A 16,742-nucleotide genomic window follows, 5' to 3' on the forward strand; every position below is an offset into this window, starting at 1 on the left:
ATGACCACGACAAACCGTTAGCGGAACGGCGGCTCGTCGAAGCTGCGCAGTTTGCGCGAGTGCAGCGAGTTGAGTTCGGTGCGCAGCAGGTCCACTGCTTCGATACCGATCTTCAAGTGCTGGCTGACCGCGCGCTCGTAGAACGCGTTGGCCGAACCCGGCAGCTTGATTTCACTGTGCAGCGGCTTGTCCGAAACACACAGCAACGTGCCGTACGGCACCCGCAGGCGATAACCCTGGGCGGCGATGGTGCCGCTTTCCATGTCCACCGCCACGGCGCGGGACAGGTTGATCAGTGGTCGCTCCTGGGCCCAGCGCAATTCCCAGTTGCGGTCGTCGTAGGTCAGCACGGTGCCGGTGCGCAGGCGTTTTTTCAGTTCTTCGCCTTTTTCGCCGGTGATGTTGGCCGCCGCTTGCTGCAGCGCCAGCTGCACCTCGGCCAGGGCCGGGATCGGAATGTTCGGCGGCACCACCCGGTCAAGAATCCCGTCGCGACGCATATAAGCGTGAGCCAGCACGTAGTCGCCGATGGTCTGCGACTGACGCAGGCCACCACAGTGACCGATCATCAGCCAGCAATGCGGACGCAGCACGGCCAGGTGATCGGTGATGTTCTTGGCGTTGGACGGGCCGACGCCGATGTTCACCAGGGTCACGCCGTGGCCATCGCTGGCGATCAGGTGATAGGCCGGCATCTGGTAGCGGTGCCAGACCACACCGGCCGCAATCGCCGAGGCTTCGCCGTGATCCATGCCTTTTTCGATGATCACGTTGCCCGGCAGCACCATGCGCACGAAACGCGGGTCGCGGCGCAATTGCTCCAGGCCATGGACGATGAACTGGTCGACGTAACGGTGGTAGTTGGTCAGCAAAATCCACGGTTGCACATGGCGCCAGTCGCTGCCGGTGTAGTGCACCAGACGCCGCAGCGAGAAGTCGACGCGGGCCGCATCGAACAGTGCCAGCGGCAGCGGATCGGTGTTTTCCCAGTCGTAGAGACCGTCGGCGATGCCATCGGTGGCGGCGGACAGGTCGGTGCTCGGGAACACTCGCGCCAGCACGGCGGCGGTGACACCGGAGCCGGCCAGTTCATCGCCCTGCTCTACCACGTACGGGTACGGAATGTTCTGCTCGCTGACCCCGACTTCGACGGTCACTGTGAAGTCATGCATCAGCGGCGTGAGCTGCTCCAGCAGGTATTTGCGAAACGCCGCCGGGTGGGTGACGGTCACGCTGTAGGTACCCGGCAACTGCACCTTGGCGTAGGCGCGGGTGGTCTGCGGGACTTCGCCCTGGCAGTGGTAGGTCAGACGCAGTTCGGGATAACGGAACAGGGCACGTTGCTCGGCGTCGGGCTCGACGCGATCCTTGAGATAACGCTTGAGCGCCGAGTTCAGCGCCGTGGTGGCCCGCTCATGCAGCTCGGCCAGACGATCCACGGCTTGTTCGGCGGTTTGAACGACAATAAACGCTTCGGTCACGATCAGCTTCCTGTGTTCTGACTTGCAGAGCTTCATCTTGCCTGCATCGTGGCTTCACGGAAACAGTGGCGTTGTGGCTATTCATCAATCTGACAGGTATAGGCGATCCCTGTGGGAGCGAGCTTGCCCGCGAAGGCGTCAGCACAGCCAACATTGATGTTGAATGCACCGGCGTCTTCGCGAGCAAGCTCGCTCCCACAGGGTGTTTCAGAAACCTTGCGGCGTCGAGCGGGCAACGATGGCTTCGACATCCAGCCCACGGGGCAACGCGCCGTAGACCCGACCGCCGCCGCTCAGGCGACTGGCGATAAAGGCATCGCTGACCGCCGAATTCCCGGCCTCCAGCAACAGCTTCGCTTGCAGTCCCAGGGCAATGTCTTCGGTCAGTTGCCGCGCCCGATATTGAATGTCGCTGGTGTCCTTGAATGACGCCTGCAACTGCTGGATATGCGCTGCAAGACGTTTGTCGCCATGGCCGTCGCCCAGTTCGTTGAACAGCACATCGAGCACGCCCGGTTCCTTCGACAGCGCGCGCAACACATCGAGGCATTGCACGTTGCCGGAGCCTTCCCACGTCGAGTTCACCGGCGCTTCGCGGTACAGGCGCGGCAAGATGCTGTCTTCGACATACCCGGCGCCGCCCATGCATTCGGCGGCTTCGTTGATCATCCCCGGCGCGCGTTTGCAGATCCAGTACTTGCCCACCGCCGTCACCAGTCGGGCGAATTGCGCTTCATGGCGATCATTCAGATGATCCAGTGCCTTGCCCATGCGCAGGCTCAACGCCAGCGCGGCTTCGCTTTCCAGCGCCAGATCGGCCAGCACGTTCTGCATCAGCGGTTGTTCGCTGAGCAGTTTGCCGCCGACCTTGCGGTGGGCGCAGTGATGGCTGGCCTGGGTCAGGGCCTGACGCATCAGCGAGCTGGAACCGACCATGCAATCGAAACGGGTCATGGCCACCATCTCGATGATGGTCGGCACGCCGCGCCCTTCCTCACCGACCATCCACGCCAGCGCACCACGGAACTCCACTTCGCTGGAGGCGTTGGACTGGTTGCCGAGTTTGTTTTTCAGACGCTGGATGTAGAACTGATTGCGCGTGTCGTCCGGGCGATGGCGCGGCAGCAGGAAACAGGTCAGGCCCTTGTCGGTCTGTGCCAGCGTGAGGAACGCATCGCACATCGGCGCCGAGCAGAACCACTTGTGGCCCACCAGCTCATAAGCCTGGCCCGGACCGCTGGCGCCGACCGGATAAGCCTTGGTGGTGTTGGCGCGCACGTCGGTGCCGCCTTGTTTCTCGGTCATCGCCATGCCAATGGTCACGCCAGCCTTGTGGGCCATGCCGACATTGCGCGGGTCGTATTCGGTGGCGAGGATTTTCGGCAACCACTGCTCGGCCAGATCCGGCTGCAAGCGCATCGCGGGGACACTGGCGAAGGTCATGGTCAACGGGCAACCGCTACCGGCCTCGGCCTGGCTGTGCAGATAGCTCATGGAGGCGCGGGCAACATGGGCGCCGTCCTGTGGATGAGCCCAGGGCAAAGACGTCAGGCCATGTTCGATGGCCGTGCGCATCAACTCGTGATACGCCGGGTGAAATTCCACCAGATCAATGCGATGACCGTAGCGGTCATGGCTGGCGAACACCGGTTTGTTCTGGTTGGCGAGGAACCCGGCCTCCATCAGCGGCCCGCCGGCCAGAGCGCCGTAGGCGTCGATCCGCGACTCGGCCCAGCCGGCGCCGAACCGCCGCGACCACTCCTGCAGCGGCAGGTCGATGCGGTACAGGTTGGTGCCGTCCAGCGACGGTGGCTGGTTGGTCACTTCGTGGGTTTCGGCGAACTGATGCAGGTTCATGACGGGGCTCCTTGATCGGCCAGAGCTTCAGTTAAGCACCGCCCCCGGACCGATCAAAGTGTCATATCGGCCTAAATGCCGGCGCTTTCACCCTGTCAGCAACTCAATACCCGCCGCTGCATCGCGACCTGCAAGTCTTCGAATTTCACCGGTTTGCTCAGGTAATCGATCGAGCCGGCGGAAGCGCAATGCTCTCGATCCGCCCCCAGCGCAATCACGAACACCGGCAGGTTGGCGCAACCCGGCAGATCGTGGATCTGGCAACACAGCGACGCGCCATCGAGCGGCGGCAACTGGCAGTCGATCAGCACCGCATCGAACGGTTCGCGCTGCAGGCATTCGATGGCCGCTGCCCCATGGTCGGCGGTGCGCACGCGGAAACCGAGCTTGAGCAACATCCCGCGCATCACCAGTTGATTGACGCTGTTGTCGTCCACCAGCAACACGGTGCAGTCCTGCGGTGCGCGTATGGCATCGCGAACAGGCGTCGGCGCGGCTTCGACGGCCGGCAATTCAAACTCGACATCCAGTTGAAAACGGCTGCCGCGTCCCGGTTCGGAGCGGTGGGTCAACTTGCCGCCGAGCAGTTCCACCAGCTGTCGGCAGATCGCCAGACCGACGCCCAGGCCGCCGTACTCACGGGTCATCGAACCGTCGAGCTGGAAGAAGCGCTGATACAGCGTGGCTTCGCCCAGATCGGTAAAGCCGATGCCGGTGTCGATCACCGCAAAGGACAGCGCCAGACGATTGTCCGTCGACGGTTTGCCGGTAACCCGCAAAGCGAGACCGCCGACGCGGGTGAACTTGATCGCGTTATCCAGCAGGCATTCCAGGCATTGCGCGAGTTTGGCGCTGTCGCCATGCAGGCGATCCGGCAGGGTCGGCAGCACGTCGACCTTGAAGTCCAGCGACTTGCTCGACGCATTGCCGTCGAACTGCACGCGCAGCGCCTCGACCACCGCGCGCAGGCTGAAACTGCACGGCGTGGCCTTGAGCTTGCCGGCCTGCAATTCGGTCAGGGTCAGGATGCCGTTGACCATGCGCATCATGTCCCGGGCCGAACCGGCGGCGGTCTGCTGGTATTGCTCCAGTTCCGGGTCCAGCTCGACGGTCTGCATCAGTTCCAGTGAACCGATCACCCCGTTCATCGGCGTGCGCAGTTCGTGGGTCAGGGTCGCAAGGAATTCGTCCTTAAGCTTGTTGCTGTGGGCGAGTTGCTGGTTGAGCACTTCGAGTTTCTGGCCGGCGTCGAACAAGGTCTGCGCCTGCTGTTCGCGCATCGCGTTGATGCGGTCGGCCAGCGCCAGCGACAGCAGCGCCACTTCGATGGCCGAGCCGATCTGGCTGGCATACATGGTCAGGAACACATTCGGCAGCAAGCCCAGGACCATCATCGTGTTGACGATCCCGCCCAGCAGAAACGCCGACCAGGCGATGATGAAGTAGCGGGCCACGCGCAGGCCGCGCCACCAGGCGAGGATCCCAGCGGCGAAGATCACCACGGTAAAGGTCAGCGCCAGGGTCGTCGCCAGGCGCAGGGCCAGCGCGTAACTGGTCATCAGCGACAGCCCCATCACCAGCGCGCCGAAGGCGATCAGGGCAATCAACAGCCGGTCGAGCCAGCGGCTGTGGTTTTTGGTCTGCAAGAAGCTGCGGGCGAACTGGCTGCCGAACAGACCTGCGCAACCAATGAAGAATGGCGTCGAGGCGTTGGTCCACCATGGGTTGTCCGGCCAGAAATACTCGACCGCCGCGCCATTGACCGATAGCTGGTACAGGCCGAACGAGCCGATATAGAAGATGTAATAAAAGTAACTGGTGTCGCGCACGCTGAGGTAGATGAACAGGTTGTACACCAGCATCCCCAGCAGCACGCCATAAATCAGGCCCAACACATACAGGCGCACCGGCTGGTCTTCTAGGTACGCGGTACTCGACCACAACGTCACCGGCGCCTGGATCGAGCCTTCGCTGGACAGCCGCAAGTAGACGGTCTGCTGCTGGTCAGGCTTGAACGTGAGGTTGAACAGATAGTTGTTCTGCCGGATCTCGCGACTGGCGAACGGCAACGCGTCTCCGGTCTGGCGCACCAGGCGATAGTCGCCGGCGGCGTCGGGCAGATAAAGATCGAGGTGATCGAGCGGCGGATAGGCCAGCTCCAGCAGCCAGGTACGCTGCGCCGCCGGATTGCTCGGGCGGTAATGCAGGTCGATCTTCAGCCAGAACGCCGAGCGCGAGTAACCAGCATTGAGCGTGGCTTTATCGTGTTTTTTGAATTGTCCGGCAGCGGCCTGCGCGCGGACGTCGGCAATGCTCGCCTGACCGCTCGGGTCTTCGAACACTTGCAGGGATCGACCCAGGGGGAGGCTCTGGGTGAACTCGTCGAACTCGACGGCGTTTGCCAGGAGGGGCAAACAGAACAGCAACATCAACAAATAGCGCATTGAAGCCCCAGCGTGGCTTGTCCGGTTGTGTCAGGAAGCCCCCCATTCCCTTTGAGATGACGTAAAACCGGTATTACCTGTTATTGGTTTGGATCCACTCTAGCATAGCCGTTGATGGCCATTGAGCACCATGGAAATTTTTCTGACAAAGGCTCTAGAACGGGCGTTTCAGAGCAAAACACCGAGCTAGAGCTGTTGGCTTGGTCAGATTGTTACAACCCTTGCGGATCCGGTTATCGAGGTTATCGGCCAAGCGCTGCGCCACAACACCCGAAAAACAGGTTTGGTGGTAAGCTCGCGCACCATGAATATCTACAGCTCACGCCCCGTTGTCCTCTGTCTCTCCGGCCACGACCCCAGTGGTGGCGCCGGCTTGCAGGCAGATATCGAAGCCCTGCTCGCTCAGGGTTGCCATGCGGCTCCGGCCGTCACCGCCCTGACCGTGCAAGACACCGTCAACGTCACTGACTTTCGCGTCCTCGACCGTGAGTGGGTACTGGCCCAGGCCAATGCCGTGCTCAACGATTCCGAAGTCGCGGCAGTGAAACTGGGCATGCTCGGTTCCCTGGAAATGGTCGACACCGTTGTCGAACTGCTTCAGGCGCACCCACACTTGCCAGTGGTCTGCGACCCGGTGCTGCGCGCCGGCGGCGGCGGACGACTGGGCAAGGACGAGGTCGGCTACGCCATGCGCGAACGCCTGCTGCCGCTGTCGATCATCGCCACCCCCAACCTTCCCGAAGCCCGGATCCTCGCCGAACTGCCAGAAGGCACCGCGGACGAGTGCGCTGAAAAACTGTTGCCGTACATCAAGAACCTGCTGATCACTGGCGGTCACGGCGACGAAACCGAAATCCACAATCGCCTGTACAGCCGCGATGGTCTGCGCGAAACCTTCAAGTGCCAGCGCCTGCCGGGCAGCTATCACGGCTCCGGCTGCACCCTGGCCAGCACCCTTGCCGGTCGACTGGCACAGGGCGAAAACCTGGCCAGCGCCGTGCGTACCGCGCTGGATTACACCTGGCGCACCCTGCGCGATGCCGAACAACTGGGCAAAGGCCAGTTCGTGCCGCGTCGCCTGCCGCTGGATTTCTGCTCGTAACGTCGTGAGGTCTGCCTGATGAAACTACGTGGCCTGTACGCCATTACCGACGGTCCATTGCTGGCCGGCAAGTTTCTGCCGTACGTGGAGGCGGCGCTGGAAGGCGGCGTCACCCTCCTGCAATACCGCGACAAGAGCAGCGACGAAGCCCGGCGCCTGCGTGAGGCCGAAGCCCTGCGCGATCTGTGCGAACGCTACAAGACCCAGTTGATCATCAACGATGACGCCGAACTGGCCGCACGCCTGAACGTCGGCGTGCACCTGGGCCAGACCGACGGCCCGCTGTCGCCGACCCGCGCCCTGCTCGGTTCGAAAGCGATCATCGGATCGACCTGCCACGCCCAACTCGAACTGGCCGAACAGGCTGCCAAAGAAGGCGCGAGCTACGTCGCCTTCGGCCGTTTCTTCAATTCCAATACCAAACCCGGTGCGCCGACCTGCAGCCTCGACCTGCTCGACGAGGCCAAACGCACTTTGCACCTGCCGATCTGCGCGATTGGCGGCATCACCCTCGACAACGCCGCACCGCTGGTAGCCCACGGTGTCGATCTGCTGGCCGTGGTCCATGGCCTGTTCGGCGCCGACAGCACCGCCGAAGTGACCCGCCGCGCCCGCGCATTCAACGAATTACTAAAAGTCTGAGAGCCCGATCATGTCTCGTTCCGAAACCCTGTTTGCCAACGCCCAGAAACACATTCCCGGTGGCGTGAACTCGCCGGTTCGCGCGTTCAAGAGCGTCGGCGGCACGCCGCTGTTCTTCAAGCACGCCGAAGGCGCCTACGTCACCGACGAAGACAACAAGCGTTATGTGGATTACGTCGGTTCCTGGGGCCCGATGATCCTCGGCCACAGCCACCCGGACGTACTGGACGCGGTGCGTAACCAGCTGCAACACGGCCTGTCCTACGGCGCGCCGACCGCGATGGAAACGGAGATGGCCGATCTGGTCTGCTCGCTGGTGCCGTCGATGGAAATGGTGCGCATGGTCAGCTCCGGCACCGAAGCGACCATGAGTGCGATCCGTCTGGCCCGTGGTTTCACCGGCCGCGACAGCATCATCAAGTTCGAAGGCTGCTACCACGGTCACTCCGACAGCCTGCTGGTCAAGGCCGGTTCCGGCGCACTGACCCAGGGCGTGCCAAGCTCCGCCGGCGTACCGGCCGCGTTCGCCAAACACACCCTGACCCTGCCGTTCAACGACATCGACGCCGTTGAAAAAATGCTCGCCGAAGTCGGTCAGGACGTCGCGTGCATCATCGTCGAGCCGGTTGCCGGCAACATGAACTGCGTGCCGCCGGCGCCGGGTTTCCTCGAAGGCCTGCGCAGCCTGTGCGACAAGCATGGCGTGGTGCTGATTTTCGACGAAGTGATGACCGGCTTCCGTGTGGCCCTCGGCGGCGCCCAGGCTTACTACGGCGTGACCCCGGATCTGACCACCTTCGGCAAGATCATCGGCGGCGGCATGCCGGTCGGCTGCTTCGGCGGCAAGCGTTCGATCATGGAGCGCATCGCACCGCTGGGCCCGGTCTATCAGGCGGGCACTCTGTCTGGCAACCCGCTGGCGATGGCCGCAGGCCTGACCACCCTGCGCCTGATCAGCCGTCCGGGTTTCCACGCCGAGCTGACCGACTACACCACTCGCCTGCTCGACGGCCTGCAACAACGCGCTGACGCAGCGGGCATTCCGTTCGTGACCACCCAGGCCGGCGGCATGTTCGGTCTGTACTTCAGCGGCGCTGACGACATTGTTACTTTCGAAGATGTGATGGCCAGTGATGCAGCGCTGTTCGGTCGCTTCTTCCACCTGATGCTCGAAGGTGGCGTATACCTGGCACCGAGCGCATTCGAAGCCGGTTTCACCTCGATCGCCCACGGCGAAGCCGAACTGAAACTGACCCTCGACGCCGCCGAGCGCGCGTTCGCCAAGCTGAAGTAATGGCTTGATCGCTGACGTTGGCCATTGCCAGCGTCAGCTTTCACCTACATTCCAGCGTTTTCTCCGACGCTTCTGCCAAAAATCTCCCGCAAACCGGGTGATATATTCCCCACACAGCAGAAAATCGAGTAAAGACTTTGTAAGGTGGCCCCTGCTTATTTCATAATGCGCGCTTATTGGATCCCTCGACGGGTCCGCGCGCCCTTCAGAGGTAAGTCGATTCCCATGAACCGCACCGGCCGCACCCTTGCCTTGGGCTGCCTGTTGCTCCTTCAGCCGCTGCTCGCACATGCACAAGCAGGCGGCAACTCGTTGTTGATCCCGGCGATGGGTCGCTGCACCCTCAATACTCAGCCGCAAGATGTCACGCAGGCCCTCGCCGCGTGCCAAAAGGCAGCGGATGAAGGGGATGCGCAAGCGCAATACGAGTTGGGTGAGTTCTACTACGACGGCAAGAATGCGCCGCGCGACCTCAATCAAGCCCTGAGCTATTTCGAAAAGGCCTCGCTGCAAGGCCACGCCCAGGCGCAATTCAAGCTCGGCACCATGTTCTTCCACGGTGAAGGCGTGCAGGCCAACAACATTCAGGCTTACATCGTGCTGAAGATGGCCGCGGTCAACGGCGCCGAAGATGCGCTCGACACCGCCGACGAAGTCTCTGAAAAAATGTCCCGCGAAGACCTGGAAACCGCAACCCAGGTGCTCGGGCAAATTTTCCGTAAATACCTGATGGAACTGCAGAGCGCCGACGGGCGTACGCCGTTCTCGCCCCTGCCGTAGCTCCTGACGTAGCGCCTTTTCCCGCCCCGCTTACTTCTCGGGCATCGGTACCGGGAACGGCATCACATTGCCAACACCGCCACGGGCTTCGCTGATTTTCGGCGTGCCGAGGCGTTCCACTTCGTCGATGCGCACGATCGAATGCATCGGCACAAAGCTGCGCACCACGCCTTCGAACTGTGCCTTGAGCTTCTCTTCGCTCGGGTCGACGACCACTTGGGTACGCTCGCCAAAGACGAACTCTTCCACTTCCAGGAAGCCCCACAGATCACTTTGATAGATCTGTTTGGCGTACATTTCGAACACCTGGCCCTGGTTGAGGAAAATCACCTTGTAGATTGGAGCTTCGCGTTTGGTCATGGCGGGCGGACAACACATCGGGGTAAAAATGAGGGCGCGAACTATAGCATAGCCACCGGACGCGCAACGGTAGGAACCTGGGGACATGTTCCCTATAATGCGCGGTTCTTTGAACCACGTGACGACCCTATTCCATGGCCAAGAAGCTTTACATCGAAACCCACGGTTGCCAGATGAACGAGTACGACAGCTCGCGCATGGTCGATCTGCTGGGCGAACACCAGGCCCTGGAAGTCACGGCGCGGGCAGAAGACGCCGACGTGATTCTGCTCAACACCTGTTCGATCCGCGAACGCGCCCAGGACCGGGTTTATTCCCAGCTCGGCCGCTGGCGCGAACTGAAACTGGCCAACCCGGACATGGTGATCGCCGTCGGCGGTTGCGTGGCCAGCCAGGAAGGCGCGGCGATCCGTGATCGCGCCCCGTACGTTGACGTGGTGTTCGGCCCGCAGACTCTGCACCGCCTGCCGGAAATGATCGACGCCGCGCGCATCAGCAAGCTGCCGCAAGTGGATGTCTCGTTCCCGGAAATCGAAAAGTTCGACCACCTGCCCGAGCCGCGCATCGATGGCCCGAGCGCTTACGTGTCGGTGATGGAAGGCTGCAGCAAGTACTGCACGTTCTGCGTGGTGCCTTACACCCGCGGCGAAGAGGTCAGCCGGCCGTTCGACGACGTGATCGCCGAGATCATTCATCTGGCCGAAAACGGCGTACGTGAAGTGACCCTGCTGGGGCAGAACGTCAACGGCTATCGCGGCCTGACCCATGACGGTCGTCTGGCGGATCTGGCCGAACTGATCCGCGTCGTCGCGGCCGTCGATGGCATCGACCGCATCCGCTACACCACGTCGCATCCGCTGGAATTCTCCGACAGCCTGATCCAGGCCCACGCCGAAGTGCCGGAACTTGTGAAGCACCTGCACTTGCCGGTGCAGTCCGGTTCGGACCGGATCCTGGCCGCGATGAAGCGCAACCACACCGCGCTGGAGTACAAATCCAAGCTGCGCAAACTGCGCGCTGCCGTACCGGGCATCTGCATCAGCTCGGACTTCATCGTCGGCTTCCCGGGGGAAACCGAGAAAGATTTCGAACAGACCATGAAGCTGATTGCCGATGTCGGCTTCGACTTCTCTTATTCGTTCGTCTACAGCCAGCGCCCGGGCACCCCGGCGGCCGACCTGGCCGACGACACTCCGGAAGAACTGAAGAAAGAACGCCTGAACGCCTTGCAGCATCGCCTGAACCAGCAAGGCTTCGAGATCAGCCGACAAATGGTCGGTTCGGTCCAGCGGATTCTGGTGACCGATTATTCGAAGAAAGACCCGGGCGAGCTGCAAGGGCGCACCGAGAATAATCGTATCGTCAACTTCCGCTGTGATAATCCGACCCTGATCGGCCAGTTCGCCGACGTGCATATCGATGCGGCACAACCGCACTCGCTGCGCGGCTCGCTGATCCAGTAACACCGCAAGGAGACCGCGCCAGAGGGCTGAATCGGTGCCAGGCTTTTTAAGAGCTTTCGCACCCACGCCACTGGCGTTATCCTTGATTTCATCCTAATTGCCCCAGGGCGGCTAAATACGACCTTGAACGCACCCATAGAACCTCATCGTTTCATCCTCGAGCCTTTTGAGGCTCGCCGCTTCGCCAATCTGTGCGGGCAGTTCGACGAACACCTGCGCTTGATCGAACAGCGCCTGGCCATCGAGATCCGCAACCGCGGCAATCAGTTCGAGCTGATCGGCGAACCCAAGCACACCACTTCCGCGGAAAACCTGATTCGCCGCCTGTACCGGGAAACCAAGGGTTCAGAGCTGTCGCCGGATACGGTTCACCTGTTTCTCCAGGAATCGGCCGTCGAGCAACTGGACAACCACGCCCCCGCCGAAGCCTCCGTCGCCCTGCGCACCAAGAAAGGCATGATTCGCCCTCGCGGCTTGAATCAGCTGCGCTATGTGAAGGAAATCCTCGGCAACGACATCAACTTCGGCATCGGCCCGGCCGGTACCGGCAAGACCTATCTGGCCGTGGCCTGCGCCGTGGATGCCCTGGAGCGCGAGCAGATCCGCCGCATCCTGCTGGTGCGTCCGGCAGTCGAAGCGGGCGAGAAACTCGGCTTCCTGCCCGGCGACCTGTCGCAGAAGATCGATCCGTACCTGCGCCCGCTCTACGACGCGCTCTATGAAATGCTCGGCTTCGAATACGTGGCCAAGCTGATCGAGCGCCAGGTGATCGAGGTAGCACCGCTGGCCTACATGCGCGGTCGCACGCTGAACAACAGCTTCATCATTCTCGACGAAAGCCAGAACACCACCGTCGAGCAGATGAAGATGTTCCTGACCCGGATCGGTTTCGGCTCCACGGCCGTGATCACCGGCGACATCACCCAGGTCGACCTGCCGCGCGGCACCAAATCCGGACTTCATCATGTCATCGAAGTCCTGAAGGATGTGCCGGGTATCAGCTTCACCCACTTCCAGCCCAAAGACGTGGTGCGCCACCCGCTGGTGCAACGCATCGTCGAAGCCTACGAGCGCTTCGAGACGCGTTTGGCCGATGAAGCGCCAAAGGACACTCGCCACGATGCTTGAGCTTGACCTGCAAATCGCGACCGAAGCGTCTGCGCCGACCGAAGCCGAATTCCGCCAGTGGTGCGAACTGGCCCTGCGCCAGCGCACCGCCGATTCGGAAATGACCATTCGTCTGGTCGACGAAGAAGAAGGCCGCGAACTCAACCACACCTGGCGCCACAAGGATTACGCGACCAACGTCCTGTCCTTTCCCGCCGAAGTGCCCGACGAGTTTCTCGACATCCCGCTGCTGGGCGATCTGGTGATCTGCGTGGCCGTGGTTGAGCGCGAAGCCGCCGAACAGGGCAAGGAACTAAAGGCCCACTGGGCACATCTGGTCATTCACGGCTGCTTGCATCTGCTTGGTTACGACCATATAGATGACGAAGAAGCCGAGGAAATGGAAGCACTGGAACGCGAGTTGCTTGCCGAATTGGGTTATCCCGATCCGTACGCGGACGACGAAACCGAAACATCCCCTATCGTTACAACAAAGGATTCAGAGTAATCGCTATGAGCGAAGATCGATCGAGCAACGGGCAGAAGTCCTGGCTGGGTAAACTGACCCAGGCTTTTGCCCACGAGCCGAAGAACCGCCAGGAGCTGCTGGAGCTGCTGCGCGATGCACATCAGAACAAACTGCTGGACAGCGAAGCGCTGGCCATCGTCGAAGGCGCCATCCAGGTGGCTGACCTGCAAGTACGCGACATCATGGTGCCGCGCTCGCAGATGATCAGCATCAAGGCGACCCAGACACCCCGCGAATTTCTCCCTGCCGTGGTCGACTCGGCCCACTCGCGCTACCCGGTCATCGGCGAAAGCCATGACGACGTGATGGGCGTGCTGCTGGCCAAGGATCTGCTGCCGCTGATCCTCAAGGAGAATGGCGACAGCTTCAACATCAAGGACCTGCTGCGCCCGGCCACGTTCGTGCCGGAGTCCAAGCGTCTGAACGTGTTGCTGCGTGAATTCCGCGCCAACCACAACCACATGGCCATCGTCATCGACGAATACGGCGGTGTGGCAGGTCTGGTGACCATCGAAGACGTGCTCGAGCAAATCGTCGGCGACATCGAAGACGAGCACGACGTCGAAGAAGACAGCTACATCAAGCCACTGCCCAGCGGTGATTTCCTGATCAAGGCCCTGACGCCGATCGAGAATTTCAACGAGTTCTTCGACAGCGAATTCTCCGACGACGAGTTCGACACCGTCGGCGGGCTGGTGATGAGCGCGTTCGGGCACTTGCCAAAACGCAACGAAATCACTGAAATCGGCGCCTATCGTTTCCGCATCCTGAACGCCGACAGCCGTCGGATTCATCTGCTGCGACTCACGCCAATCGCCCGGTAACCATTAAGGATAGAAATGCGCTGGACAACCCGCCCCGGCTGGCCCGGTAACCTGCTGGCCGTGGCGGCCGGTGCAATCACCACCTTCGCGCTGGCACCGTTCGATCTCTGGCCGCTGGCGCTGCTGGCGGTCGGCCTGTTCTATGCCGGCCTGCGCGAGCTGAGCCCGCGCCAGGCCCTGGGTCGCGGCTGGTGCTTCGGTTTCGGCCTGTTCGGCGCCGGCACCAGCTGGATCTACTACAGCATCCACCATTTCGGCGGCGCGTCGGTGCTGCTGGCCGGGTTCCTGATGCTGATTTTCACGGCGGCAATTGCCTGGTTCTTCGCCCTGCCCGCCTGGCTGTGGGCGCGCTGGCTGCGTCGCAACGAGGCGCCGCTGGCCGATGCCCTGGCCTTCGCTGCGCTGTGGGTTGGCCAGGAAGCGTTTCGTGGCTGGTTCCTCACCGGTTTCCCGTGGCTGTATTCCGGTTACAGCCAGCTGGATGGCCCGCTGGCCGGGCTCGCGCCGGTGGGCGGCATGTGGCTGGTGTCGTTTGTCCTGGCGCTGACCGCCGCGCTGATCTACAACGCACCGCGCCTGTTGCAGACCGGTCGTAAAGGCTTTATCGCCGCGGGTCTGGTGCTGCTGGTTGGACCGTGGGTAGCGGGCATTGCCTTGAAGGGCCATGCCTGGACCAGTCCGTCCGGCGCACCGCTGAGCGTTGCCGCCATTCAAGGCAACGTCGAACAAAGCATGAAATGGGACCCGGCGCAGCTCAACGCGCAACTGGCGTTGTACCGCGACCTGAGTTTCCGTTCGAAACCGGTGGATCTGCTGATCTGGCCGGAGACCGCCGTCCCGGTGCTCAAGGAGTCCGCCGAGGGCTACCTGAACATGATGGGCACCTTCGCCGCCGAGCGTAAATCGGCGCTGATCACGGGTGTGCCGATCCGCCAGACAGTGCGTCACGAAAAACGCTTTTTCAACGGCATTACCGTGGTCGGCGAAGGCGATGGTACGTATCTGAAGCAGAAACTGGTGCCGTTCGGCGAGTACGTACCGTTGCAGGACCTGCTGCGCGGGCTGATCGCGTTCTTCGATCTGCCGATGTCCGACTTCGCTCGCGGTCCTGCCGATCAGCCACTGTTGCAGGCCAAGGGTTATCAAATTGCGCCGTTCATCTGCTACGAAGTGGTGTACCCGGAGTTCGCTGCAAGTCTGGCCGCACACAGCGATCTGCTGCTGACCATCAGCAACGACACCTGGTTCGGCACCTCCATCGGCCCGCTGCAACACCTGCAGATGGCGCAGATGCGCGCTCTTGAAGCCGGGCGCTGGATGATTCGTGCGACCAACAACGGCGTGACTGGCCTGATCAACCCGTTCGGACAGATCACCGAACGCATTCCGCAGTTCGAACAAGGCGTGCTGTACGGCGAAGTGGTGCCGATGCATAACCTGACGCCGTATCTGCAGTGGCGCTCGTGGCCGCTGATCATCCTGTGCGTGGTGCTGTTTGGCTGGGCGCTGATGACCAACCGGATGTCCAAGACCCTTTGACCATTGAAGGGCTTCCGCACCTTGCGCGGAAGCCCTCAGTCTCCGCTGTCACCTGCTCGGTAGAACAACGAATAGCCGATCTGTCCCACCGCCTCGTTCAGCAACTGCCCGCTCTGCCAGATCGACTTGAACTCCGGCATCCAGCCGCCGAACGGCCGGGCATTGTCAGTGCCGAGGAAACCGACCGGCGCCGGCACCACTTCAAATCCAGCCTGTTGATAACTCCACACCGCACGCGGCATGTGCCAGGCCTGGGTCACCAGCACGATACGTTTAACACCTTCCGGCAGCAGCATTTTGGCGCTGAAGGCAGCGTTTTCCCACGTGGTGCGGCTCTCCCCTTCCTGCCAGCGCACCGTCACACCGAAATCATCACGCAGCGAATCGGCCATCAGTTTCGCTTCGCTCGGCGGCGTACCGTAATGCAGACCACCACTGGTCAGAATCGGCAACCCCGAGGCCTTGGCCAGCCGCGCCGCGTAACGCTGTCGCTCAAGCCCGACGCCCGTCGGTTGATCCTCACCCCAGGCCAGGTCGCCACGCTCGCGCCCGGAGCCCAGCACCACAATCGCATCAGCGCGTTGCGCAAGGCTTGTCCATGAATCCCGGGCCAGCGGCGGCTCGCGTTCCAGGGCCTTGGCGCCCCATTGCACGACCACCGGCAGGCTCATCAGCAGAAAGCCGCCAAAACCCAGGGCGAAGCACAGCCCGGCCAGTCGCGGCCGCGAACGTCGCAACCACCAGGCGGCGAGCAACAGCAGCAAAAGAAGGCCGGGCGGCAACAGAAGTTGTTTAATGAAATAACGAAAAGGCATCGAGCATCTCCAGAGATGCTCGAAGCCTAAGTGGGTTGATACGACGCGACAACCAGTAGGGTCGGATCCCGTTGAAAAAGATCCGCTTTTTGACCTGCCATGCGTTTACTTGGCCTGCAGAGTGCGCACTTTTACGGTTTCTCTGCCCGGTGCCTTGTCCTTGAGCCAGATGACCTTGGCCGAATGGGCTGCATCGAGTTGCTTCACTGCCTGTGACAGGTATCCGTGGGTTTCACGCTCACTGCGATCCAGATAAGCCTTGACCAGATTGAACTCGGCGGGGCTCAAGCCACGCAATTCCAGCTCCAGGGGGCGCTCGTCGCGCAGCCGTCCAGCGGTTTTTGCCGCGTCCAGGGCCATTCCCAGACGATCGATCAACCGCTCGTACAACTCGGGTTTGGTTATGTTTCTTTGCTGTGACTCCACCATCCCTCACCTCATTGAAGATAAGACTCACTCCCCAGTTAGAGCTTAGCTTCGCTGCACAAACCGGCTGCACGCCGCG

15 protein-coding genes are annotated in these 16,742 nt (G+C 61.8%); 9 read left to right on the forward strand and 6 right to left on the reverse strand.

Going from position 1 to position 16,742, the window contains the following annotated elements; translation table 11 throughout:
* Nucleotides 1-17 precede the first annotated feature (17 nt).
* The 3 genes from amn to DLD99_RS25165 all read right to left on the reverse strand — a co-directional run bounded on the left by amn (nucleotide 18) and on the right by DLD99_RS25165 (nucleotide 5,782).
* Complete coding sequence (gene amn, locus DLD99_RS25150; RefSeq protein ID WP_162130486.1) at nucleotides 18-1,517, reverse strand: AMP nucleosidase; 1,500 nt, start codon at nucleotides 1,515-1,517, stop codon at nucleotides 18-20.
* Between the two features lie 171 nt (nucleotides 1,518-1,688).
* Nucleotides 1,689-3,338 carry an acyl-CoA dehydrogenase family protein gene (locus DLD99_RS25160; RefSeq protein WP_114885722.1) on the reverse strand — a complete coding sequence of 550 codons (1,650 nt, stop codon included), beginning with the start codon at nucleotides 3,336-3,338 and terminating at the stop codon, nucleotides 1,689-1,691.
* A gap of 95 nt (nucleotides 3,339-3,433) precedes the next feature.
* On the reverse strand, nucleotides 3,434-5,782 hold the full coding sequence (locus DLD99_RS25165; protein WP_114885724.1) for a hybrid sensor histidine kinase/response regulator: 2,349 nt from the start codon (nucleotides 5,780-5,782) through the stop codon (nucleotides 3,434-3,436).
* Nucleotides 5,783-6,086: 304 nt separating this feature from the next.
* On the opposite strand from DLD99_RS25165, the gene DLD99_RS25170 reads away from it, so the two are divergent.
* The 4 genes from DLD99_RS25170 to DLD99_RS25185 all read left to right on the forward strand — a co-directional run bounded on the left by DLD99_RS25170 (nucleotide 6,087) and on the right by DLD99_RS25185 (nucleotide 9,600).
* Nucleotides 6,087-6,884 (forward strand): hydroxymethylpyrimidine/phosphomethylpyrimidine kinase, encoded by a 798-nt coding sequence (locus tag DLD99_RS25170; RefSeq protein ID WP_085697597.1) that lies wholly within the window; start codon nucleotides 6,087-6,089, stop codon nucleotides 6,882-6,884.
* Between the two features lie 18 nt (nucleotides 6,885-6,902).
* Complete coding sequence (gene thiE, locus DLD99_RS25175) at nucleotides 6,903-7,526, forward strand: thiamine phosphate synthase (RefSeq protein ID WP_114885725.1); 624 nt, start codon at nucleotides 6,903-6,905, stop codon at nucleotides 7,524-7,526.
* Nucleotides 7,527-7,536: 10 nt separating this feature from the next.
* Entirely contained in the window at nucleotides 7,537-8,820 is a 1,284-nt protein-coding gene (gene hemL / locus DLD99_RS25180; protein WP_085712269.1) for a glutamate-1-semialdehyde 2,1-aminomutase, read from the forward strand.
* Nucleotides 8,821-9,045: 225 nt separating this feature from the next.
* Nucleotides 9,046-9,600 (forward strand): tetratricopeptide repeat protein, encoded by a 555-nt coding sequence (locus DLD99_RS25185; protein ID WP_003228518.1) that lies wholly within the window; start codon nucleotides 9,046-9,048, stop codon nucleotides 9,598-9,600.
* Nucleotides 9,601-9,630: 30 nt separating this feature from the next.
* Here DLD99_RS25185 and DLD99_RS25190 read toward each other — a convergent pair whose 3' ends face one another.
* Nucleotides 9,631-9,960, reverse strand: coding sequence for a DUF1820 family protein (locus DLD99_RS25190; protein ID WP_007958692.1), 330 nt, complete (start codon nucleotides 9,958-9,960; stop codon nucleotides 9,631-9,633).
* A gap of 134 nt (nucleotides 9,961-10,094) precedes the next feature.
* On the opposite strand from DLD99_RS25190, the gene miaB reads away from it, so the two are divergent.
* The 5 genes from miaB (at nucleotide 10,095) to lnt (ending at nucleotide 15,422) form a co-directional block, all read left to right on the forward strand.
* Complete coding sequence (gene miaB / locus DLD99_RS25195) at nucleotides 10,095-11,423, forward strand: tRNA (N6-isopentenyl adenosine(37)-C2)-methylthiotransferase MiaB (protein ID WP_011336083.1); 1,329 nt, start codon at nucleotides 10,095-10,097, stop codon at nucleotides 11,421-11,423.
* A 123-nt stretch (nucleotides 11,424-11,546) separates the two neighbouring features.
* A complete protein-coding gene (locus DLD99_RS25200) occupies nucleotides 11,547-12,551 on the forward strand; it encodes a PhoH family protein (protein ID WP_011336084.1) in 1,005 nt (334 codons plus the stop codon).
* Nucleotides 12,544-13,038 carry an rRNA maturation RNase YbeY gene (ybeY, locus tag DLD99_RS25205; RefSeq protein WP_085712270.1) on the forward strand — a complete coding sequence of 165 codons (495 nt, stop codon included), beginning with the start codon at nucleotides 12,544-12,546 and terminating at the stop codon, nucleotides 13,036-13,038. Before DLD99_RS25200 ends, ybeY begins: the two co-directional genes overlap by 8 nt.
* A gap of 5 nt (nucleotides 13,039-13,043) precedes the next feature.
* On the forward strand, nucleotides 13,044-13,883 hold the full coding sequence (locus tag DLD99_RS25210) for an HlyC/CorC family transporter (RefSeq protein WP_007909641.1): 840 nt from the start codon (nucleotides 13,044-13,046) through the stop codon (nucleotides 13,881-13,883).
* A gap of 15 nt (nucleotides 13,884-13,898) precedes the next feature.
* Complete coding sequence (gene lnt, locus DLD99_RS25215) at nucleotides 13,899-15,422, forward strand: apolipoprotein N-acyltransferase (protein WP_114885727.1); 1,524 nt, start codon at nucleotides 13,899-13,901, stop codon at nucleotides 15,420-15,422.
* A 35-nt stretch (nucleotides 15,423-15,457) separates the two neighbouring features.
* Here lnt and DLD99_RS25220 read toward each other — a convergent pair whose 3' ends face one another.
* Together DLD99_RS25220 and DLD99_RS25225 are read right to left on the reverse strand one after the other, a co-directional pair.
* A complete protein-coding gene (locus DLD99_RS25220; protein ID WP_114885729.1) occupies nucleotides 15,458-16,237 on the reverse strand; it encodes a YdcF family protein in 780 nt (259 codons plus the stop codon).
* A gap of 105 nt (nucleotides 16,238-16,342) precedes the next feature.
* The gene (locus tag DLD99_RS25225) at nucleotides 16,343-16,666 is read right to left on the reverse strand and encodes a hypothetical protein (protein ID WP_085712273.1); all 324 of its coding nucleotides are present in this window, start codon (nucleotides 16,664-16,666) and stop codon (nucleotides 16,343-16,345) included.
* Between the last annotated feature and the right edge of the window lie 76 nt (nucleotides 16,667-16,742).

It is taken from the genome of Pseudomonas kribbensis (assembly GCF_003352185.1).
In the GTDB taxonomy this organism is placed as follows: domain Bacteria; phylum Pseudomonadota; class Gammaproteobacteria; order Pseudomonadales; family Pseudomonadaceae; genus Aquipseudomonas; species Aquipseudomonas kribbensis.